The organism is Janibacter sp. GS2, assembly GCF_051200835.1.
Classification (GTDB): domain Bacteria; phylum Actinomycetota; class Actinomycetes; order Actinomycetales; family Dermatophilaceae; genus Janibacter.
Window position 1 is genome coordinate 312,421 of the sequence record NZ_CP195161.1, and the last position, 20,222, is coordinate 332,642.

Here is a 20,222-nt window from a genome sequence, read left to right on the forward strand (position 1 = left end):
CGAGGCGCCCGCACGGGGTCAACCGGCGCGGCGCCGGTCGTTCTCCCCGACCCGGTCGAGGGTGGCCAGGGCGACGTCGACGACGAGCTCGGGGTGGTCAATCTGCGGGCAGTGACCGCAGTCCGGCAGGCTGACGTGGACGGCCTCGGGCAGCCGGGTGCGCGCCGTCTGCGCCTCCGAGGGCAGCAGCAACCGGTCGGTGTCCCCCCAGGCGATCGTCGTCGGTACCTGCACGTCCTTCGCGAAGCGCAGGAAGGTCGCCCGGACGAAGTGCGGCCAGAACCCCTTCGCCCGACGCAGGTTGAGGGTGTCCGCGACGGCGTCCTCCGGCGCGACCCGCTCGGGGTGGGTGTAGAGGGAGTGGAAGGCGAGCCTGCGGAACCACGCGTGGTTGGTGAGCCTGCGGTGCAGCGACTCGGGGGCGTAGCTGCCGAACTTCATCAGGAGCAGGTTCGCGGCGATGTTCGGCAGGTGGTGGACCGGGAAGAAACCGGCCGGGGAGTACACGGTGGCACTGCGCACGAGGTCACGGTGGGCCAGCTCGAGGGCGATGATCCCCCCGAGCGAGTGGCCGAGGACGTGCGGGCGGTCGAGGCCGAGCCGGATGAAGAGCCGCTCGAACTGCTCCGCCGTGCTGGGCATCGAGTACCCGTCCGGTCTCGTCGGCGCCGGCGAGTCCCCGTGCCCCGGCAGGTCGACGACGTAGACGTCGAAGCCGTGCGCCCGCAGCAGCGCCGGCACCTCGCCCCAGGCCTGACGCCGGTGACCGATGCCGTGGATGAGGACGACCGATTCGCCCGGGCCCTGGTGACGCTCGTACTCGATGGTGCTCTTCATGCCGACAGGTTACTGCCCGGTCACCCCGGAGCAGCCGGGGAGATCAGTGCTCGGTCGGGTCGGCATCCTGGTCGGCCTTCGTCGGGTGCACCGTGCCGTGCACGTGCTCCGGCGGACCGTAGAGGGAGTAGACCTTCAGCGGCACGTCGCCGATGTTGGTGACGTTGTGCCAAGACCCGGCCGGGACCATGATGATGTCGTCGTCGCCGACCTCACGGTCGAAGGACAGGTCGTCCTCGGCCGGACCCATCTGGGCGCGACCGTGCCCCTCCTCGACGCGCAGGAACTGGTCGTGGTCCTCGTGGACCTCCAGGCCGATGTCGTCGCCGGGGGCGATCGCCATCACCGTCAGCTGGAGGAACGACCCGGTCCACAGGGTGGAGCGGTAGTTCGAGTTCTGCGCCGTGGCGGACTCGATGTTGACGACATAGGGGGACGGGCCGTGGTCGGACAGGTCGATCTGCTCGCTCATGCGATCTCCTTCGTGGTCGGGTGAGGTCACGGTGGTCCGCAGCTCAGACGGAGGCACCGGCGCGGTCGGGAACGTCGATCTGGTCGCCGGCCTCGAGGGGGCCGTCAGCCACCTTCGTCCCCGCCATCGCGGCCTCCTCGGTGGGGGCGCTCGTGCGGATGAGGTGGTCGAAGGCGCTCAGCGAAGCGGTCGAGCCCGCGCCCAGTGCGGTGACGATCTGCTTGTAGGGCTCGGTGGTGCAGTCCCCCGCGGCGAAGACCCCCGGGAGGTTGGTCCTGCCGACCCCGTCGATGACGACTTCGCCGCGCTCGGACAGCTCCACTGCGTCACCGAGCCACTCGGTGTTGGGCAGCAGGCCGATCTGCACGAAGACGCCCTCGAGCTGCAGCTGCTCACCGTCGCCGCCGTCACGCGGCTCGACGACGATGCCGGTCACCTTGCTCCCGTCACCGACGACCTCGGTCGTCCGGGTGCCCAGCCGGACGTCCACATTGGGCAGGGAGCGCAGCTTGCGCTGCAGGACGTCGTCGGCGCGCATCTCGTCGAGGAACTCGATGAGGGTGACGTGGCCGACGACGCCGGCAAGATCGATCGCGGCCTCGACGCCGGAGTTGCCTCCACCGACGACGGCGATGCGCTTGCCCTTGAAGAGCGGGCCGTCGCAGTGGGGGCAGAAGGTCACGCCCTTGTTGCGGTACTCCTCCTCGCCGGGAACGCCCATCGTGCGCCACCGGGCCCCGGTGGCGAGCACGACGGTCTTGCCGGAGAGGGTGGCGCCGTTGCCCAGGTCGATGGTGGTCAGGCCGTCACCGACGGAGAGACCAGCCGCCTCCTGGCTGCGGACCATGTCGACCTCGTACTCGCCCACGTGGCGCTCGAGGTCGGCAGCGAGCTTCGGGCCCTCGGTGTGCGGCACGGAGACGAGGTTCTCGATGGCCATGGTGTCGAGGACCTGGCCACCGAAGCGCTCGGCCACGAGGCCGGTGCGGATGCCCTTGCGGGCGGCGTAGATCGCGGCGGAGGCACCAGCGGGACCACCGCCGACGACGAGGACCTCGTAGGGCTCGCGGGTGGCGAGCTCCTCCGCAGCGCGGGCCGCGGAGTCGCCGCCGGAGAGCTCGTCGACCGTGCCGACGATCTCGGCCAGCTCCATGCGGCCGGAGCCGAAGAGCTCCCCGTTGCGGAAGACGGTGGGCACGGCGAGGACCCCGCGCTCCTCGGCCTCGGTCGGGAAGACGGCGCCGTCGATGGCGACGTGGTGGATGTTCGGGTTGAGGACGCTCATGAGGTTGAGCGCCTGGACGACGTCCGGGCAGTTCTGGCAGCTGAGGGAGAAGAAGGTCTCGAACCTGTGGGTACCTGCGAGCCCTCGTACTTGGTCGAGCACCTCCTGCGAGGCCTTGCTCGGGTGGCCGCCGACCTGCAGGAGAGCGAGGACGAGGGAGGTGAACTCGTGCCCCATCGGGATGCCGGCGAACCGCACGGACACCTCGTCGGCCCCCGCACGCGTGATCGCGAAGGACGGCACGCGCTCATCACGCTCGTCACCCTCGGCGACGCGACGGGTGATCATCTCGCTCATGCCCTCGATCTCGACGAGCAGCTCGTCGAGCTCGGTGGACTTGGCGCCGTCGTCGAGGGTCGCGACGAGCTCGATCGGCTCGCGGAGGTTCTCGAGGTAGGCCGTGAGCTGGGTGGCGAGGTTCGGATCGAGGGCCATGGTGCTGCGACTCCTGGAGGACGAAGGGGGCGGGCGGGGGGTGAGGGGCGGCGGCAGGCGCCGCCCCTCACCGGAGATGCTGCAGACCGTGAGGTCTGACGAGGAGAACGGATCAGATCTTGCCGACGAGGTCCAGGCTCGGGGCGAGCGTCTCGGCGCCCTCTTCCCACTTGGCCGGGCAGACCTCGCCCGGGTTGTTGCGCACGTACTGCGCGGCCTTGACCTTGCGGACGAGCTCCTTGGCGTTGCGGCCGATGCCCTCGGCGGTGATCTCGAGGAACTGGATCACGCCGTCGGGGTCGACGAGGAAGGTGCCACGGTTGGCCAGGCCCTCGTCCTCGCGGAGGATGTCGAAGTTGCGCGAGATGGTGGCGGTCGGGTCGCCGAGCATCGGGTAGGTGACCTTGCCGACCGCGTCGGAGGTCTCGTGCCAGGCCTTGTGCGTGAAGTGCGTGTCGGTCGAGACGGAGAAGACCTCGACGCCCAGGTCCTTCAGCTCACTGTCGTACTCCGCGGCGAGGTCCTCGAGCTCCGTCGGGCAGACGAAGGTGAAGTCCGCCGGGTAGAAGAAGAAGATCGCCCACTTGCCGGCGATGTCCGCCTCGGAGAAGTCCTTGAACTCACCGTTGAGGTACCCGGTGGTCTGGAAGGGCTGGATCTGGGTGTTGATGAGCGACATGCGGTGTTCTCCTGTGCATCTCTCGGGTTCTGGTTGTTCCGCCCACGCCATTCGTCTGGAGAACGTCGTGTTCTGGAATAGATCCAGAATATCCAGAGGTGACGGACGGCGCAAATCCGGGTCGCCCCCTTCGTGCCCACCCTCACGTGCCTTGGACCGCCTTGAGGGACAACGGCCGTCGCGTACGAAGGGAGAGCTCCGCCACCTGGGCGAGGTAGAGCTCGGCACAGGCCAGGGCGTCGGTCAACGGCTCGTGGGCCCGGTACCGGGGCAACCCGTACCGCTCACGGGCGGCCCACAGCCGCAGGGAACCCGGCAGGGGGTCCGGCTGCGCGCCGACACCGTCGGTGAGCACCCGCCGGTGGAGGGCCAGGGTGTCCACGCTGCTCGCGACGAAGGGGACCCCGTACACGCGACGACACGCAGCGGCGAGGAAGCCCACCTCGATGCTGGCGTGGTGCGCGAGGAGCACCCGACCGGCCAGGGCCTCGAGCAGCTGGGCGAGCACGTCGATCGGGAGGTCCCCCGCGGCGAGGGCGTCGTCGGTGAGCCCGTGCACCGTCGCCGACTGGCCCACCTCCCGCCGGGTGGCCAGGATGCGGCGCTGTGCGCCGGAGAGGTCGATCGCCAGACCGTCGACGGGCACCCAACCCACCGCGATGACGCGGTCCGCCTCCACGTCGAGGCCGGTCGCCTCGACGTCGAGGGCCAGGAGCGGCACCTCGTCCAGGGGCGTGCCCGGGTCGGGGAAGGGAGTGGACAGGTAGTCCCGCAGGGGGCCCGGCGGGGCCGCGGCGACCGCGTCCTCGCGGCGTCGCTGTGGCGTCCGGCGCAGACCGAACATCAGGTGAAGTAGTGCCCTGGGGTGCGGTACGCCAGTGCCTGCTGCGCCTCGCGCACCACGTGGAAGGCCTCCCGCAGGGAGCGCCGCTCGAAGGCGGTGAGGTCGCTCGGCCGCACCCTCGAGTCCGGGTGGGCACCGGCTGCGGCCTGCCGGGACTGGTGCGCGAGCCGCACGTGCGAGATGAACTCCAGGGCATCGACGAGGCTGGCGGCCGTCATCGGGTCGAGCGCGCCGGCCCGGCCCGCGGCGAGCAGCCGCGAGCGGGTGTTGACGGAGACGAGTCCGGTGGCGAGGGCATGCGCCCGGGCGAGGTCGACGATGGCCCCCACGCCGCCCCGCTTGAGGTCGAGCGTGTCCTTGTGCTCCCCGGCCCGGGCGAGCACGAAGCCGCGGAAGAACCCGAGCGGGGGCTCGTTGGCCACGGCCTGCTTGACGAGGTGCGCGAGGAACATGCGCCCCTGCGGCGCCCACCGGGCGACGTCCTCGACGAGACGGGAGTGCAGCGCCTCGTCGCCGACGAGCGCTCGGGAGTCGAAGAAGATGCTCGCGGTGAGCACCGCGTCGGCGACCGGCTCGTGGATCCACTGCCGGAACTCGCGCCGCCAGCCCGTCAGCCGTTGCCGCCAGCGCGGGTTGCTCGCCATGACGTCACCCTCGCAGCGGGGGTACCCGCACGCCTCGAGACCGGCGACGACGCGCTCGGCCAGGGCGGCGATGTAGTCCTCGGCACCCTCGGGTGCGTCGTCGGCGAGGATCACCGCATGGTCCTGGTCACCGCCCAGTGCCTGCTCGTGCCGGGCCCGCGATCCCAGCACCATCCAGCAGTACCGCGGGGCCCGGCCGTGGCCCTCTGCGACGAGGGCCTCCTCGGCGAGGGCGATCAGCCGGCGCTCGATGGCGTCACCGACCGTGGTCACCGCGCGCGTGATGTCGTCGGCGCTCACGTCCTGGGCGACGAGCTGCTCGACGAGCCGGGGCAGACGGGCGGCCACGGCGACCACCCCGGCGACGTCGCGTTGCTTCGCGACGTCGCCGACGACGTGGACGATGTTCACCCGCTCCAGTCGCATCAGGTCGGTCGTCGTCACGACCCCGATGGGGCGTCCGCCCTCGACGACGGGCAGGTGGTGGATGGTGCGCTCGGTCATCGTCAGCAGCAGCTCGAGCGCGGAGGCGTCCGCCGCGACGACGACGGGATCCGCGGTCATCACCGAGGTCACCGGCCCCGCGGGGTCGGTGCCGACGGCGACCACCCTTCGCCGCAGGTCCCGGTCGGTGAGGATCCCGGCCACTCGACCACCACGCAGGACGAGGAGGCTGGAGACCCCTTCGTCGGTCATCACCCGGGCCGCGTCGGCGATGGTGACGTCGTCGGGGACCGTGACGAGCTCCCGGTGGGTCAGCTCGCGCGCCGAGGTGCGCAGGATCGCCTCCCCCGCAGCGTTCGTCGCGACGGACGAGGCAGCCGTCCGCAGGCGATCCGCCCGCTCGGCGTCGAAGTGGTCGGCGAAGTCGGGGTGGGCCCGGGACAGCTCGTGGAAGACCTGGCCGGGCAGGTGCAGCGCGAGGGTGTCCTCGATGGCGAGGACGTCGAAGCGCGAGGGGTTGCCCCCGACGAGCGTCGTCGAGCCCGCCGTCGCCCCCTCCGCGCCACGGTCGACGAGTCCTCCGTCGGCGTCACGGATCTCGATCGCGCCCGAGCGCACGATGACGAGGTCGTGACTGTCGACGCCCACGGCCATGAGGTGGGCACCCCGGCGGTGGTAGCGGACCGTCATCCGGGCCGGGAGGGCTCGACGGACCGGTCCGGGCAGGGCGTCGAAGGGAGCATGCGTGGCGAGGAAGTCGGCGACCTCGGCCAGCTCGGTGTCGGCCATGCCCTCATGGTGGCAGCAGCGGCCGCCTCAGGGCATCGGGTCGATCACCCGTGGGTCAGGCGGCCCCCGACGAAGGTCGCCAGGACCCGGACCTCGCGCAGGCGACCGGCCTGCTCCCTCGTCACCGTCAACTCCGGGGGAAAGGGGTGGTCGTCGACGAGCACGAGGTCGCCCGGCTGACCGACCGACACGGAGGCGATCCCGTCGGTCGAGGCGAGGAGCGCCTCGCGGGGGGTGAGCGCCTGCTCCGGCCCCCAGGGTTCCCGCTCATCGGCGCTGCGGTGCACTGCCGCGGACATCGCCAGCCACGGGTCGAGCGGGGAGACCGGCGCATCCGATCCCAGACGAAGGGGGATCCCCGCCTGCGTCAACGAGCGCAGGGCGAAGCACCGGTCGAGCCGGTCCGGCCACAGCGCCTCGGTCGAGTCCCGGTCGTCGAGCAGGTGGGCGGGCTGCACGCTCGCGACCAGACCCAGCTCGGCCATGCGCGGCAGGACCTCCCGGCGCATCAGCTGCGCGTGCTCGATGCTGCCCCGGGCGCCGCTCGCGGCGAAGGCACTGACAGCCGCCACCAGCGCGGCGTCCCCGATGGCGTGCACCGCGCCGGTCAGCCCGTGGGAGCGGGCCCGGAGCAGCAGGTCGGTCAGCTCGGCCTCGTCGACGTTCTGCTTCCCGCGCGGGTCAGCCAGGTCGTCGTCGAGGACGAAGGGCTCGCAGCACCACGCCGTGCGGGTGTTGAGCGAGCCGTCGGTGATGACCTTGAGCGGTCCCATCGTCACGAGCCCGGCCTCGTCGAGGACGTCACCGGTGTGGACACCGGCCGCGATCGCGTCGTCGAGACCCTCCGGGTAGGTGCACGGACGCACGCGCAGCAGGTCGAGACCGGCGGCGGTGCGCTCCGGCCAGGCGGTGCGGCCGGTCTCGAACTCCATGTCGACGACGCCGACGACGCCCTTCGCCGCGGCATCACGCATCGCCCCCTCGAGGCTGGCGCGCACGGCCGCCGGGTCCTCGGGCAGATCGGCGAGGTGGGAGTAGATCGGGAACCAGTCGTCCTCGTCGAGGTGACCGGGACGGACGGGCAGGCCGAGCAACCGATAGGCGGCGCTGCTCAGCCACCCGGCATGGCAGTCGCCCGAGATGAGGATGACCGGCCGGTCACCGACGACCTCGTCGAGCTCGGCGGTCGTGGGGAGCCGATCCCAGCCGGCGACCCGCCAGCCGAAGCCCTGGATCACCACGCCGGGCTCCGACGGGTGCACCGCCAGGTGCCGGGCCATGCGTGCCGTGACCTCCTCCGGTCCGGAGGTCTCGGACACGTCGACCCGTCGAGTCATCGCCGCCCACTGGCCGAAGTGCACGTGGGCGTCCCAGAGACCGGGGATCGCGAAGGCGCCACCACCTTCGTGGACCACCGCGTCGAACCGGGTCAGCCAGGGACCGATCTCGACGATCGACCCACGCCGGATCCGGACATCGACGGGCTCGGCGTCGGGACGGAGACGAACGCCCGTGAGGAGGACGTGCGAGACCTGGGAGGGCATGATCGAAACTGTACGACGACCTCCGGCCCGCACCCGGATCGGCGGGCGCGGCTCGCCGGGAAGAGCCCGGGCACCGTGCGCGTTACCCGGACATGACACAGCGCACCGAGGTCTACGGATTCGAGCGGTACGAGCGCGCGAAGCACGCCTTCGACGACGCCCGGTACACCGACGCCGCCCACGAGCTCGAGGAGCTCTTCACCGACCTGACGGCCGCTCGCGCCGCGCAGCAGGAGTCCCACGCCTCCCCGGTGGACCCCGTCGGTCACGGCACCGCGGAGGCGCACCTGCTCCTCGCCCGCGCCTACTTCCACTCCGCGCAGCTCTCCCGGGCAGAGGCAGCCGCCCGGGAAGTCCTCGCAGAGGCACCGGACGACTCCTACGCCCACCTGCTCCTGGGACGCACCCTGCAGCGGGCCGGACGCGCCGATGAGGCGCGCGGCCCCCTTCGCCTCGCGGAGCTGCTCGGTGGGTACGCCACCGGTTCACCACCGATCGCCGACGTGCACGACGAGCGCTGACCCACGCGAAGGGGCCCGTCCGACGTGTTGTCGGACGGGCCCCTTCGCGTGGTCGTCGGTCAGCCGGCGCTCGGGTGCGTCATGTCCGACGGGACAACCCAGGCGTCGAAGTCCTCGCCGGAGATGTCCCCCGAGGCGACGGCGGCCTCCCGCAGGCTCGTGCCCTCCTTGTGCGCCTTCTTGGCGATGGCGGCGGACTTGTCGTAGCCGATGTGCCGGTTGAGCGCGGTGACGACCATGAGGTTGCGCTCGAGGTTGCCCTCGATGACCTCGGTCACCGGCTCGATGCCGACGGCGCAGTTGGTGTCGAAGGAGACGCACGAGTCGGCGATCAGGCGGATCGACTCGAGCACGGCGTGCGCCATGACCGGCTTGTAGACGTTGAGCTGGAAGTTGCCCTGGCTGCCGGCGAAACCCACCGTGGCGTCGTTGCCGAAGACGCGCGTGGCGACCATCGTCATCGCCTCGGCCTGGGTCGGGTTGACCTTCCCCGGCATGATCGAGGAGCCCGGCTCGTTCTCCGGGATCGCGAGCTCGCCGATGCCGTTGCGGGGCCCGGAGGCGTACCAGCGCACGTCGTTGGCGATCTTCATCAGCGCGCCGGCGAGGGTGCGAAGGGAGCCGGACACCTCGACGAGCGCGTCGTGCGCCGAGAGGGCGGCGAAGAGGTTCGGGGCCTGGACGAAGTCGTGGCCGGACTCCTCGCTGATCTTCGCGGCGGTGAGCGTGCCGAACTGGGGGTGGGCGTTCAGACCGGTACCGACCGCGGTGCCACCGATGGCCAGCTCGCGGGCGCGCTCGTCGGCGTGCTCGACCGCGCCGAGCGCGAAGTCGATCTGGGCGACCCACCCGTCGATGACCTGGCCGAGGGTGACCGGGGTGGCGTCCTGCAGGTGGGTGCGACCGACCATGACGACGTCGGCGTACTCCCTTGCCTTGCCGGCGAGGGTCTCACGCAGCTGGGTGACGGAGGGGTAGAGGCGCTCGGCGAGGTCGATGACGATCGCGATGTGCATCGCGGTCGGGAAGGTGTCATTGCTCGACTGGCCGCGGTTGACGTGGTCATTCGGGTGGACCGGCGCCTTGGAGCCCTGCTCCCCGCCGGCGATCTCGATGCCGCGGTTGGAGATGACCTCGTTGGAGTTCATGTTGGACTGCGTGCCCGAGCCGGTCTGGAAGACCACGAGCGGGAAGTGCGCGTCGAGCTCCCCGGCGATGACCTCGTCGGCCGCTCGGGAGATGAGGTCGGCGACGTCCTGCGGCAGCTCGCCGAGCTCGGCATTGGCACGGGCCGCGGACTTCTTCAGCACCCCGAGGGCCCGGATCATCGAGCGACCCCAGACGAAGGTGTCACGGCCGATGTCGAAGTTGCCCAGGCTGCGCTGCGTCTGCGCGCCCCAGTACTTGTCCGCGGGCACCTCGATGGTGCCCATGCTGTCCTTTTCCCGGCGCATCTCAGTCATGGCCGCAACGCTACTCGGCCGCCCCGGACATCCTGAGCGAGCCCTACGGCGTTGTCCGCACCTGTCACCTGAAATAGCGGGACACGGGCGCGCACAACGCCGTCAGGTCCGGCCGGTGAGCATCCGCGTACCCGGCGTCCGGGCCTCGAGCTCGACCAGAGCCGAGCCCAGGTCCGCCTCCACGACCACATCCGCCAGGCTGGCCCCGGACATGAAGCCGGCGTCGGCGATACCGCGGAGGGCTTCCAGCAGAGGCGCCCAGAAGCCCTCTGCGTCGAGGAACCCGACCGGCTTGTCCAGAAGCCCGATCTGCCGCCAGGTCCAGACCTCGAAGATCTCCTCGAGCGTGCCCATGCCCCCCGGCAGCGCGAGGAAGGCGCTGGTCAGGTCCGCCATGAGCGCCTTGCGCTCGTGCATCGTCTGCACGACGTGCACCTCGGTGAGGTCGGCGCGACCCCACTCCCGCTCGATCATGAACTCGGGGATGACGCCGATGACCTCACCCCCTTCGTCGAGGGCACCCTGGGCGAGCGCACCCATGAGGCCCCCTCCACCCGCGCCGTAGACCACGCCGATGTCGCGGCGGGCGAGGTCGGCGCCGACCTCTCGGGCCAGGTCCACCCACTTCGGGTCGTGGCCGGGGGTGGAGCCGGTGAAGCACGTCAGTCGTCGGATCATCCCCGGAACGATAGGCCCACCGGCCCTGGACCCGAGCGTCACCGTCGAGCCGTGATCACCGCGAGGAGTCGGGTGAAGCGCTCCGCCATGTCGGCGGCACTCATCTCGTCGTGCTCCTGCCACCACTGCACGGCGGCCGCGACGATCGCCTCCCACAGCCGGTCGAGCAGGTCGTGGTCGACCGGGTCGTCGACCCCTGCTGCCGAGAGGACCTCGCGGGTGCCGATGGTGCCCATCGCGTGCAGCTGCGACCGGAATCCCGCCGCCAGGCCCAGCGCGGCGCTCCCCGGCGGCAGGGTGTCGTCGTGGATCACGGCCCAGGCGTGCCGGTGCTCGGCCATCGCGGCGAAGATCGCGGTGATCGTGTCCTGCGCGCGCTGCCCGGGGTCGTCGGCCGTCTGGGCCGCGGCGATCGCGGCGACCAACCCGGGGCCGACCTCCTCGAGGCAGGCTGCGCCGAGGCCCTCCTTCGACGTGAAGACGTGGTGGATCATCGCCTTGGAGACCCCCGCCCGCCGGGCGATGTCGGCGAGGGAGGCGCGGGCGTAGCCGCGGCGGCCGAACTCCTCGACCGCCTCGTCGACGAGCTGCTGTCGCCGCTCGGCCCGGGCCACGCCCTTCGTCCCGACCTCGCCCATCGTCGCCTCCACTCTTGTGACCCCTTAGTAATTGACTGTACAGTCAATTACATCCTCCGGCCGTCGCTGTGCCCACAGTGTGCTGCCGCGCAGTTTCGGAGCAAAGGAGCCCTGGTGGAGCGTCCCGACCTGACCGTGCTGGCCATCCCCGCCTTCGTCGGCGCGATGGGTGCCGAGCTCTGGTGGCAACGCAGGCACCCCGCCACGCCGGGCGGGGAGCGCGCGGGCGACTACGAGCTCAACGACACGATCGCCAGCCTCACCATGGGCGTGGGCAGCCTCGCGGCGCCCTTCATCACCGGTCCGCTGATGCGCCGGCTGCGACCCGGCCGGGGCCCGCTCGGCACCGCCCTGCTCGTCGCCGGTGCGGCTGCCGGCGTCGTCACCACGGTCGGCGACGTCCTGCGCCAGCGCCGGGGAAACGGGGGCGAGCTACCACCCGCCGGGACGCTGCCGTCCGACGCCGAGCCCGCCATCACCGTGCGCTCGCGCCTCGACGCCCTGGGACTGCTCACCTCGGGGTCCGCCGTCGCCGCCGTGGCATCGACCGCCACTGCCGCCGCCTCGGTGTGGGCGACGCAGACCTCCGCGACGAGGCTGGCCCGGCTCTCCCCCTTCGGGATGCGCCGCGGGGCGGCCACCTACCTGCTCGCGATCGCCGGCTGGGACGCCATCTACTACTGGAACCATCGCCTGTCCCACGAGTCGCGCTGGCTGTGGGCCGTGCACGTCGTCCACCACAGCAGCGAGCGCTACAACCTGTCGACGGCCCTGCGCCAGCCGGTCGCCGAGAGCTTCATCATGACCGTCCCCTACGGCCTGCTCGCACTGGTGGGCGTTCCGCCGAAGTACATCGAGGACGCCCGGGCGATCAACCTCATCTACCAGTTCTGGATCCACACCGAGGCGGTCCGCTCGATCGGTTGGCTGGAGAAGGTGCTCAACACCCCGAGCCACCACCGCGCCCACCACGGCAGCCAGCGGCAGTACCTCGACATCAACCACGGCTCGATCCTCATCCTCTGGGACAAGCTCTTCGGGACCTTCGAGCCCGAGGTGGAGCCGGTGCGCTACGGCCTGACCCGCAACATCGACTCCTACAACCTCGCGACCATCGCCACCCACGAGTGGCAGGACATCGCCACGGACATCGCCACGGCGCCGACGTGGACGGACCGCTTTGCCTTCCTCCTGCGCGGCCCCGGCTGGGCCTACGAGCGACGCGAGCAGCTCGCCCCGGTCACCGGCGAACCGACCGCGATCGCACCCGTCTCGCAACCGGTCGCCGGCTGACGGGCGAAGGGAGCGCCCCCCTTCGCCCTAGTAGTAGACGGCGAGTGGCCCGTTGGGGCCGTCGATGACCTGGACGGGGGTGTTGAAGACCCGGGTGAGGACGTCATCGGTCATGATCTCGCCAGGGGTGCCGAACTCCACGACCCGCCCCTCCTTCACCGCGCAGATCCGGTCGGAGTAGTGCCCGGCGAAGTTGATGTCGTGGAGCACGACGATGATCGTCTTGCCGAGCTCCGCGGCGGCGCGCCTGAGGTGCTGCATCATGTGCACCGAGTGCTGCATGTCGAGGTTGTTCAGCGGCTCGTCGAGGAGCAGGTAGTCGGTGTCCTGGGTGAGCACCATGGCGACGTAGGCGCGCTGGCGCTGACCACCGGAGAGCTGGTCGAGGTAGCGCCCCTCGAGGTCGGTGAGGTCGAGGAAGTCGATCGAACGGGAGATGACCTCCTCGTCCTCGACCGTCAGCCGTCCCTGCGAATGGGGGAAGCGACCGAAACCCACGAGCTGGCGCACCGTGAGCCGGGTGATGAAGTGGTTCTCCTGCCGCAGGATCGACACGACCTTCGCGAGGTCCTTCGACCTCGTGCTCGAGACGTCGAACCCCGCCACCTCGATCACGCCCTCGTCGAGATCGAGCAGCCGACCGACCATCGTCAGCAGGGTCGACTTGCCGGCACCGTTCGGACCGACGAGGGCGGTGACGCCCCCAGCGGGGATCGTCAGGTCGACCGGCCCGATGGTGACCTCGCTGCCATAGGTCTTGCGGACATTGGTCAGGGTGATCACAGGCGACCCTTTCTCAGGATGACGACGAGGAAGACCGACCCACCGACCAGCTCGATGATGATCGAGACGACGCCCTGGGCGTAGAACACGTTCTTCATCGTGAAGTAGGCGCCGGAGAGCACGACGAAGCCGATGAGCACGGCGACGGGGAAGACGCGTCGGTGGTCGTGGGTCTCGGCGAACTGGTAGGCCAAGGTGGCCACGAGGAAGCCGAGGAAGGTCATCGGGCCCACGAGCGCCGTCGAGACGGCCATGAGGATCGACACGAGGAAGAGCGTCTGCATCATCTCGCGGCGGTGGTTCAGCCCGAGGTTGATCGAGGCGTCCCGCCCGAGCGCGACGACGTCGAGCCGCCTGGAACGCCAGAGCAGCAGGGCCCCGGCCAAGAGGCACAGGGGGATGGCGACGGGGAAGTAGGCCGGGTCGGCACTGGACATCGAGCCGAACATCCGCGCGGTGAGCACGTCGAACTCGCTCGGGGTGAGCATGCGCCGCATGAAGGAGGAGATCGAGGCGAGGCCACCCCCGATGACGATGCCGATGAGCAGCATGATCTGCACGTTGCCGTAGCGCCCGGAGAGCAACCAGCCGTAGAGGGCCAGGGACAGTCCGACCATGACGGCGACCTGCAGGACGAACTGGGGCAGTCCCGTGAGCATCGTCAGGCCGGCGACGCCGAAGAAGTACACGGCGGCGGTCTGGACCGCGACGAAGAGCGCCTCGAAGCCCATGATCGACGGCGTGATGATGCGGTTGCTCGTCACCGTCTGGAAGCTCACCGTGGCGAGCGCCTGACAGGCCGCGACGATGAGCATCACGAGGACGGTGGTCGCCCTCAACCGCGCGATGATCCAGAACTCGGGCGTCCCGAACGGCATCGGGTTGTCCCAGGCGACGTGGCCGACGGCGAATCCCAGGGCCAGCACCAGCAGGACCGACACGGTGATCCGGTAGCGCCACCGGGACCGGGCGGTCGGGAGCGGACCCGAGTCCCGCTGCGGCGTGGACTCGATCGATGGGGTGAGCCGCGTGCGGGCGGGCGCCTCAGCCACGGCGGCGCTGCTGCAGCAGGAGGGCGATGAAGACCATCGCGCCGACGACACCGAGGATCAGCGACACCGGGATCTCGAAGGGGGCGATGATCGTGCGCCCGATGAGGTCGCAGACCGTGACGATGGCGATGCCGAGGAGGCAGACCCACGGGAGGTTGCTGCGCAGGTCGTCCCCACGGAACATCGAGACGATGTTCGGCACGATGAGTCCGACGAAGGGCAGGTTGCCCACGACCACGGTGACGACGCCGGTGGCGATGGCGATGAGCCCGGTGCCGACGAGGATGATCTGGTTGTAGTTGAGCCCGACATTCGTCGAGATCTCCTCGCCGAGCCCGGCCACCGTCAACCGGTCGGCGACGACGAAGATCGCGACCCCGACGAGGGCCACGATCCACAGGACCTCGTACTGGCCACGCAGGACGGAGGTGAAGCTGCCCGCGAACCAGATCCCGAGGTTCTGCAGCATGTCCGTCTGCAGCGCGATGAAGGTGGAGACCGAGCCGACGACGGCCCCGAGCATGATGCCGATGATCGGGACGATGAGCGAGCTGCGCAGGGTCACCCGGCGGAGGAAGAGGAAGAAGACCATCGTGCCGATGAAGGCCGCGATGATCGCCCCGACCATCCGCTCCATGAGGCTGGCACCGGGGACGAGGATCATCACCGCCAGCAGACCGAGACCGGCCCACTCGGTGGTGCCGGTGGTCGTGGGCTCGACGAAGCGGTTCTGGGTGAGCAGCTGCATCACGAGCCCGGACATGGCCATGGCTGCGCCGGCGAGGACGAGGGCGAGGGTCCTCGGGATGCGGGTGATGGCGAACATCTCGCCGCCGCGCTCGCCGCCGACGACGTCGTAGACGCCGGTGAAGAGGGAGACGACGAGGAGCCCGCCCACGGCCAGGAGGCCGAGGGCGAGCTTCGCGTCGAGGAGCCGGCCCTTGGAGGCGGCCCGCTGTGCCGTGGTGGTCAGCGCGCACCCTCGAGGGCGTCGGCGAAGGTGGTGAAGAACTCGGTGTAGGTCTGGATGCCCTCGTTGATGTAGGTGTCCTCGGGCATGAAGACGATCTGGCCCTCCGTCACCGCGGTGACCTCCGTGAGCGCCTCCGAGTTCTCCAGGAGAGCCTTGGCGGGGGTGTAGCCCTCCTCGTCGGCACCGACGGCGGCGTCACGGTCCATGACGAGGATCCAGTCCGGGTCGGACGTGGCGATCGCCTCGACGGAGACCTCGTCGCCCTGGTGGTCGTCGCTGGCGCCCTCGACCTCCAGTGCCGGCTCGAGATCGAAGAGGTCGAAGGCCGGGCCGAGGGTGCGGCCGACCGTCGGGGCGATGTAGCCGATCTCGCCACCGGAGGTGTTGATGGCCATGACGGTGTCACCGGGCTGGTAGGCCTGCTTGACCCGCTCGACCGAGGCGTCGAGGTCCTCCCCGAGCCGGGTGGCCTCCTCCCCCTTGTCGAAGACCTCACCGAGGACTTCGGTCTGGCGCTTCAGCTCCTCGTCGAGGGGCTTGCCCTCACGCGGGTCGAGGTTGAGGATCGAGGCGGTCGGGGCCAGCTCCGCGAACGTGTCCTCGAAGTCCGTGAACCGCTGACCGTTGATGATCAGGTCCGGCTCGACCGCGACGACCGACTCCAGGTCCGGCTCGCGATGGGTGCCGAGGTCGACGATGTCCTCGTCGTCGACGTAGTCGATCGTGTCCGGCATCAGTCCGACGGCACCGGCCGCGAGCTCGACGTCCCAGTCGGAGAGCGTCTCGAAGGTGCGGTTGTCCGTCGCGACGACGGACGTCGGCGGTGTCGCAACCTGATGCGTGCCGTTGTTGTCCTCGACCTCGACGGTCTCCCCCGAGCCACCTCGGGTGTCGCTGTCGGCGGCACCTCCGCACGCGCTGAGTGCGAGAGCGATGCTGCCGACGAGGGCGAGCGAGCGCATGCGCTTCATCACCATGGTCCTTTCACCAGAGCCGTGCCGGGCCTGCTGCCGCGCCACGAATATCGGTAAGGTTAGCCTCACCTACTTTCGACGGTGCATAGGGGTCCGCCCTGCGGAACGCCGCCGCGTCGCGGGCCACCACGCGGTCGTCGGCCGCCCGGGCGAGTCGAGCGCCAGTGCAGCGGTGCACGATGGTCTCGTGACGACAACCGTGTTCTTCCACGCCCACCCCGACGACGAAGCCAGCGGCACCGCCGGGTCGATGATCCTCACCAGCGACGCCGGGCACCGGGTCGTGGTGGTCTACGCGACCCACGGCGAGCACGGCACCGTCCCGCCGGACCTGGGCGACGACAGGCCCCTCGCCGAGTACCGCCGCATCGAGGCCGAGGCCTCCGCGAAGGTCACCGGCGCCGCGCGCGTCGAGTGGCTCGGTTACGCCGACTCCGGGATGACCGGGTGGGAGCAGAACGCCCACGCGACCTCCTTCCACGGGGCCGACCTCGACGAGGCCGCCGGGCGCCTGGCTGCGATCCTCGACGAGGAGGACGCCGACATCCTCGTCGGCTACGACTGGCACGGCGGCTACGGTCACCCCGACCACGTCAAGGTCCACCACGTCGCGCACCGCGCGGCCGACCGGGCGGCCCGCCGACCACGGGTCCTCGAGAACACGATGAACCGCGATCGCATGCGCGAGCAGCTGGCCGCGGCGAACTCCATGGGCCTCGACCCGGGCTTCGACGCGGACGCCCCCATGGACGACGGCAACCCGATGGGCCTGCCCGAGAGCGAGATCCACCACGCGGTGGACGTCAGCGGGGTGATCGACCGCAAGCGGGCCGCCCTGGCCTGCCACGGGTCGCAGGTCGACGTGCAGGGGATGCTCGAGATGCCCCCGGAGATCTACGCGCAGGCCTTCGGGGTCGAGCACTACGCCGAGCCCGGGCTACCACAGGGGATGGCCACACGTCTCCCCTTCATCTCATGAGCGGAACACAGGGTAGGCACGCCTAACCTCGAGGGGATATCGTGCCCCCATGAGCAAGAAGGTGACGGTCGGCAAGGTCAAGGTCAAGGAGAAGTGCTGCGTCAGCAAGAAGCGCTGCGGCTCCTGCCCCATCCGCCTGCTCAAGGAGGGCCGCCTCCCCGCCGGCTACTCCGTGCACAAGCGCAAGCTCGTCACCGACAAGCAGAAGGCCAAGCTGCGCAAGGCCGCCTGACCCGCGAGAGGGCGGAGGCCCGCAGCGCGAAGGGGGTGGCCCGACCCAGCGCGGAGGTGGTGGCGAAGGGGGTGGCCCGACTCAGGGCGGAGCCTGCGGAGCCCAAGGGCCACCCCCTTCGGCCACCGCCGACGCCACCGCCGACACCACCGCCGACACCACCGCCGACGCCCAGACCGCACGCGCAGGGTCGCCTTTCCTTACTGGAAGCATTCCACTTTCGGCACTAGCGTCACCGCCATGACCACCTCGAAGTTCGCCGCCCAGCTCACCGCCCAGATCGGCGAGGAGTTCACCGCCCACCAGCAGTACCTCGCGGTCGCCGCGCACTACGAGGGCATGACGCTGCCGCAGCTGGCCGGGTGCTTCTACCGTCAGGCGGCCGAGGAGCGCGGTCACGCGATGATGATGGTCCAGTACCTCCTTGACACGGACCAGCCGATCCGCATCCCGGCCACCGCGGCACCGACGTGCGACTTCGAGGGCGTCGTCGCGCCCATCGAGCTCGCCGTCGCGCAGGAGAAGACGGTCACCGACCAGATCAACGAGCTGACCCGCATCGCCCGCGACGAGAACGACTTCGCGGCGGAGCAGTTCATGCACTGGTTCATCAAGGAGCAGGTCGAGGAGGTCTCCAAGATGCAGGACCTGCTGGCCGTCGCCCGCCGCAGCGGGGACGACCTCAACGACATCGAGACCTACGTCGAGCGCGACATGGGCCCCGGTGCCGCCGACGCCACGGCTCCGCGCCAGGCCGGGCAGTGACCCGGCGGGTCAGCCCAGGCTGACCCGCACCCGTCCCTCGTCGACCTCGAAGGTCAGGTCCGCCACGGACGTGACCACGACGTCCGCCCCGGTCAGCTCGCTGGCCGGGGCGGTCGTCGTCACGGCGATGACCGCGCAACCGGCCGCCCTCGCGGCAGCGACACCGCTCGGGGCGTCCTCGAGGACCAGGCAGTCCGCCGGGTCGACGCCGAGACGACGGGCACCCTCCTCGAAGGGGTCCGGAGCCGGCTTGCCGCGGGCGATGTCCTCGATCGTCACGACCTCGTCGATGGCCACTTTGGCGGCGTCGAGCCGGACCCGAGCCAACGCCCGGGTCGCGGAGGTCACCACCGCGACGGGTGCATCACGCAGCGCGGCCACGGCGTGGAGCACCCCTGGCAGGGCCAGGACACCGTCCACGTCAGCGAGCTCGAGCGCCTCGATCCGGGCGAAGGCCGCCGCCTGATCGACGTGGGGCGCCACCTCCTCGATGATCGCCGCGGCCGGGACCCCGTGGAAGCCGTCGAGCAGCTGTGGGTCGACGTCGTGCTCCTGCGCCCAGCGCACCCACGAACGCACCACCGATCCCGTGGAGTCGACCAGGGTGCCGTCGTTGTCGAAGAGCACGGCGGCGAAGGTGCGGTGGGCGAAGGGGGATGAGCTCACGGCTCGATGGTCTCGCAGCCCGAGGCGCCCCCGCGCAGCGCCCGGTCGAGATCTGCCCTGATGTCCTCGACGTCCTCCAGCCCCACCGAGAGGCGCAGCAGGTCCTCGCCCGGCCTGGCCCGCTCCTCGACCGGGCGGTGGGTCAACGAGGCGGGATGCTGGATGAGCGTGTCCACGCCGCCGAGGGACACGGCGTGGGTGATGAGCTCGCACCGGGTGACCAGCTCGGCCGCCGAGTCGAAGCCGCCACGCGGGGAGAAGGCGATCATGGCGCCGGGCCCATGCATCTGCCCCTCCGGCACGACCGCGTCGTCGAGACCCGGGTAGCTGACCTGCTCGACCAGCTCGTGCTCGGACAGCCAGGCGGCGAGCTGCCGGGCGCTCTCCTGCTGGGCGCGTACCCGCACCGGCAGGGTCTGCAGCCCACGGTGCAGCTGGTAGGCGGCCATCGGGTGCAGCAGACCACCGGTGAGCGCGCGCACCTGCCGCAGGCGGCGGGCCCACGAGGCGGTGGTGGCGATGACCCCGCCCATGACGTCACCGTGCCCGCCGAGGTACTTCGTCGCGGAGTGCATCGACAGGGCGACCCCGAGGTCCAGGGGCTGCTGCAGGACCGGGGTGGCGAAGGTGTTGTCCACCAGCACCGGGACGTCCCCGGCGGCCTCGACCACCGCGCGCACGTCGACGAGGTCGAGCGACGGGTTCGCCGGGGTCTCGATGACGACCAGGCCGGTGTCATCCCCCTGCGCCTCCCGCCGCGCGGAGATGGCGCCGGCGACGCCGTCGGCCCCGGTCCAGGTGACCTCGGTCCCGAGGAGCCCGGTGGCCAGCAGGTGGTCGCTGCCCCCGTAGAGCGGCCGGACCGCCACGACGTGGGGGGTGCCCGCGGAGACGCACGCGATGAGGGAGGCGGTGAACGCGGCCATGCCGGAGGCGAAGGCGACGGCCTCCTCGGCGTGCTCGAGGTCGGCCAGCGCCCGCTCGAAGCGGTCGACGTTCGGGTTCCACAGGCGCTGGTAGACGAGGGAGCTCACGCGCTCGTCCTCCGGGCGCCCTCCGGTGGCGAGGGTCTCGTAGGAGTCCCCACCGGACCCGAGGTCGGTGACCGGGTAGGTGGAGGAGAGGTCGATCGGGGGCACGTGCACTCCGAGAGCCGCGAGGTCTTCGCGCCCCCCGTGCACCGCCATGGTGTCCGGGTGTGTCATGTCTCACATCATGACAAGGAGTTGACC

The 20,222-nt window shown here is 70.6% G+C and carries 21 protein-coding genes; 5 read left to right on the forward strand and 16 right to left on the reverse strand.

What is annotated here, in order from left to right:
* Positions 1-18: 18 nt before the first annotated feature.
* The 7 genes from ACR9E9_RS01510 to ACR9E9_RS01540 form a co-directional block, all read right to left on the reverse strand.
* Positions 19-837: an alpha/beta fold hydrolase gene (locus tag ACR9E9_RS01510; RefSeq protein WP_435200979.1), complete on the reverse strand. Its 819-nt coding sequence runs from the start codon at positions 835-837 to the stop codon at positions 19-21.
* Positions 838-880: 43 nt separating this feature from the next.
* Positions 881-1,309, reverse strand: coding sequence for a cupin domain-containing protein (locus ACR9E9_RS01515; protein ID WP_435200981.1), 429 nt, complete (start codon positions 1,307-1,309; stop codon positions 881-883).
* Between the two features lie 43 nt (positions 1,310-1,352).
* A complete protein-coding gene (gene ahpF, locus ACR9E9_RS01520; RefSeq protein WP_435200983.1) occupies positions 1,353-3,029 on the reverse strand; it encodes an alkyl hydroperoxide reductase subunit F in 1,677 nt (558 codons plus the stop codon).
* A 112-nt stretch (positions 3,030-3,141) separates the two neighbouring features.
* Entirely contained in the window at positions 3,142-3,708 is a 567-nt protein-coding gene (ahpC, locus tag ACR9E9_RS01525; RefSeq protein ID WP_435200985.1) for an alkyl hydroperoxide reductase subunit C, read from the reverse strand.
* Positions 3,709-3,850: 142 nt separating this feature from the next.
* Positions 3,851-4,552, reverse strand: a complete 702-nt coding sequence (locus ACR9E9_RS01530) for an exonuclease domain-containing protein (protein WP_435200987.1) — start codon at positions 4,550-4,552, stop codon at positions 3,851-3,853.
* Positions 4,552-6,429 carry a DUF294 nucleotidyltransferase-like domain-containing protein gene (locus ACR9E9_RS01535; protein ID WP_435200989.1) on the reverse strand — a complete coding sequence of 626 codons (1,878 nt, stop codon included), beginning with the start codon at positions 6,427-6,429 and terminating at the stop codon, positions 4,552-4,554. Before ACR9E9_RS01535 ends, ACR9E9_RS01530 begins: the two co-directional genes overlap by 1 nt.
* A 44-nt stretch (positions 6,430-6,473) precedes the next feature.
* The gene (locus tag ACR9E9_RS01540; RefSeq protein WP_435200991.1) at positions 6,474-7,973 is read right to left on the reverse strand and encodes an amidohydrolase; all 1,500 of its coding nucleotides are present in this window, start codon (positions 7,971-7,973) and stop codon (positions 6,474-6,476) included.
* A gap of 92 nt (positions 7,974-8,065) precedes the next feature.
* Here ACR9E9_RS01540 and ACR9E9_RS01545 point away from each other — a divergent pair, with 92 nt between their 5' ends.
* Entirely contained in the window at positions 8,066-8,494 is a 429-nt protein-coding gene (locus ACR9E9_RS01545) for a tetratricopeptide repeat protein (protein WP_435200993.1), read from the forward strand.
* Between the two features lie 59 nt (positions 8,495-8,553).
* On the opposite strand, the gene fumC is transcribed toward ACR9E9_RS01545, so the two are convergent.
* From fumC to ACR9E9_RS01560, 3 genes are all read right to left on the reverse strand, one after another.
* On the reverse strand, positions 8,554-9,957 hold the full coding sequence (fumC, locus tag ACR9E9_RS01550; RefSeq protein WP_435200995.1) for a class II fumarate hydratase: 1,404 nt from the start codon (positions 9,955-9,957) through the stop codon (positions 8,554-8,556).
* 102 nt (positions 9,958-10,059) lie between these two features.
* Positions 10,060-10,635, reverse strand: a complete 576-nt coding sequence (locus ACR9E9_RS01555; protein WP_435200997.1) for a TIGR00730 family Rossman fold protein — start codon at positions 10,633-10,635, stop codon at positions 10,060-10,062.
* Positions 10,636-10,673: 38 nt separating this feature from the next.
* A complete protein-coding gene (locus ACR9E9_RS01560) occupies positions 10,674-11,273 on the reverse strand; it encodes a TetR/AcrR family transcriptional regulator (protein WP_435200999.1) in 600 nt (199 codons plus the stop codon).
* A 114-nt stretch (positions 11,274-11,387) separates the two neighbouring features.
* Here ACR9E9_RS01560 and ACR9E9_RS01565 point away from each other — a divergent pair, with 114 nt between their 5' ends.
* Positions 11,388-12,566, forward strand: coding sequence for a sterol desaturase family protein (locus ACR9E9_RS01565; RefSeq protein WP_435201001.1), 1,179 nt, complete (start codon positions 11,388-11,390; stop codon positions 12,564-12,566).
* Between the two features lie 27 nt (positions 12,567-12,593).
* Here ACR9E9_RS01565 and ACR9E9_RS01570 read toward each other — a convergent pair whose 3' ends face one another.
* The 4 genes from ACR9E9_RS01570 to ACR9E9_RS01585 form a co-directional block, all read right to left on the reverse strand.
* On the reverse strand, positions 12,594-13,349 hold the full coding sequence (locus ACR9E9_RS01570; protein WP_435201003.1) for an iron ABC transporter ATP-binding protein: 756 nt from the start codon (positions 13,347-13,349) through the stop codon (positions 12,594-12,596).
* On the reverse strand, positions 13,346-14,401 hold the full coding sequence (locus ACR9E9_RS01575) for an iron chelate uptake ABC transporter family permease subunit (protein ID WP_435201005.1): 1,056 nt from the start codon (positions 14,399-14,401) through the stop codon (positions 13,346-13,348). The genes ACR9E9_RS01570 and ACR9E9_RS01575 overlap by 4 nt, the downstream gene beginning before the upstream one ends.
* Positions 14,394-15,299, reverse strand: a complete 906-nt coding sequence (locus ACR9E9_RS01580) for an ABC transporter permease (RefSeq protein WP_435201007.1) — start codon at positions 15,297-15,299, stop codon at positions 14,394-14,396. Before ACR9E9_RS01580 ends, ACR9E9_RS01575 begins: the two co-directional genes overlap by 8 nt.
* 71 nt (positions 15,300-15,370) lie before the next feature.
* Entirely contained in the window at positions 15,371-16,345 is a 975-nt protein-coding gene (locus ACR9E9_RS01585) for a siderophore ABC transporter substrate-binding protein (protein ID WP_435201009.1), read from the reverse strand.
* Between the two features lie 190 nt (positions 16,346-16,535).
* Here ACR9E9_RS01585 and ACR9E9_RS01590 point away from each other — a divergent pair, with 190 nt between their 5' ends.
* From ACR9E9_RS01590 to ACR9E9_RS01600, 3 genes are all read left to right on the forward strand, one after another.
* Positions 16,536-17,327, forward strand: coding sequence for a PIG-L deacetylase family protein (locus tag ACR9E9_RS01590; RefSeq protein WP_435201011.1), 792 nt, complete (start codon positions 16,536-16,538; stop codon positions 17,325-17,327).
* A gap of 49 nt (positions 17,328-17,376) precedes the next feature.
* On the forward strand, positions 17,377-17,559 hold the full coding sequence (locus tag ACR9E9_RS01595) for a hypothetical protein (protein WP_435201013.1): 183 nt from the start codon (positions 17,377-17,379) through the stop codon (positions 17,557-17,559).
* Positions 17,560-17,799: 240 nt separating this feature from the next.
* Positions 17,800-18,324 carry a ferritin gene (locus tag ACR9E9_RS01600; RefSeq protein WP_435201015.1) on the forward strand — a complete coding sequence of 175 codons (525 nt, stop codon included), beginning with the start codon at positions 17,800-17,802 and terminating at the stop codon, positions 18,322-18,324.
* A gap of 9 nt (positions 18,325-18,333) precedes the next feature.
* On the opposite strand, the gene ACR9E9_RS01605 is transcribed toward ACR9E9_RS01600, so the two are convergent.
* Together ACR9E9_RS01605 and ACR9E9_RS01610 are read right to left on the reverse strand one after the other, a co-directional pair.
* Positions 18,334-18,990 carry an HAD family hydrolase gene (locus ACR9E9_RS01605; protein WP_435201017.1) on the reverse strand — a complete coding sequence of 219 codons (657 nt, stop codon included), beginning with the start codon at positions 18,988-18,990 and terminating at the stop codon, positions 18,334-18,336.
* Positions 18,987-20,195, reverse strand: coding sequence for a trans-sulfuration enzyme family protein (locus ACR9E9_RS01610; RefSeq protein ID WP_435201019.1), 1,209 nt, complete (start codon positions 20,193-20,195; stop codon positions 18,987-18,989). The genes ACR9E9_RS01605 and ACR9E9_RS01610 overlap by 4 nt, the downstream gene beginning before the upstream one ends.
* Positions 20,196-20,222 lie beyond the last annotated feature (27 nt).

Excerpts from the sequence above, each read along its gene's own strand:
- ACR9E9_RS01510 (WP_435200979.1), bottom strand. The coding sequence starts at position 837 with ATGAAGAGCACCATCGAGTACGAGCGTCACCAGGGCCCGGGCGAATCG.
- ACR9E9_RS01515 (WP_435200981.1), bottom strand. The coding sequence starts at position 1,309 with ATGAGCGAGCAGATCGACCTGTCCGACCACGGCCCGTCCCCCTATGTC.
- ACR9E9_RS01595 (WP_435201013.1), top strand. The coding sequence starts at position 17,377 with ATGAGCAAGAAGGTGACGGTCGGCAAGGTCAAGGTCAAGGAGAAGTGC.
- ACR9E9_RS01535 (WP_435200989.1), bottom strand. The coding sequence starts at position 6,429 with ATGGCCGACACCGAGCTGGCCGAGGTCGCCGACTTCCTCGCCACGCAT.
- ACR9E9_RS01555 (WP_435200997.1), bottom strand. The coding sequence starts at position 10,635 with ATGATCCGACGACTGACGTGCTTCACCGGCTCCACCCCCGGCCACGAC.
- ahpC (WP_435200985.1), bottom strand. The coding sequence starts at position 3,708 with ATGTCGCTCATCAACACCCAGATCCAGCCCTTCCAGACCACCGGGTAC.
- ACR9E9_RS01585 (WP_435201009.1), bottom strand. The coding sequence starts at position 16,345 with ATGAAGCGCATGCGCTCGCTCGCCCTCGTCGGCAGCATCGCTCTCGCA.
- ACR9E9_RS01540 (WP_435200991.1), bottom strand. The coding sequence starts at position 7,973 with ATGCCCTCCCAGGTCTCGCACGTCCTCCTCACGGGCGTTCGTCTCCGT.
- ACR9E9_RS01545 (WP_435200993.1), top strand. The coding sequence starts at position 8,066 with ATGACACAGCGCACCGAGGTCTACGGATTCGAGCGGTACGAGCGCGCG.
- fumC (WP_435200995.1), bottom strand. The coding sequence starts at position 9,957 with ATGACTGAGATGCGCCGGGAAAAGGACAGCATGGGCACCATCGAGGTG.
- ACR9E9_RS01610 (WP_435201019.1), bottom strand. The coding sequence starts at position 20,195 with ATGACACACCCGGACACCATGGCGGTGCACGGGGGGCGCGAAGACCTC.
- ACR9E9_RS01560 (WP_435200999.1), bottom strand. The coding sequence starts at position 11,273 with ATGGGCGAGGTCGGGACGAAGGGCGTGGCCCGGGCCGAGCGGCGACAG.
- ACR9E9_RS01530 (WP_435200987.1), bottom strand. The coding sequence starts at position 4,552 with ATGTTCGGTCTGCGCCGGACGCCACAGCGACGCCGCGAGGACGCGGTC.
- ahpF (WP_435200983.1), bottom strand. The coding sequence starts at position 3,029 with ATGGCCCTCGATCCGAACCTCGCCACCCAGCTCACGGCCTACCTCGAG.
- ACR9E9_RS01600 (WP_435201015.1), top strand. The coding sequence starts at position 17,800 with ATGACCACCTCGAAGTTCGCCGCCCAGCTCACCGCCCAGATCGGCGAG.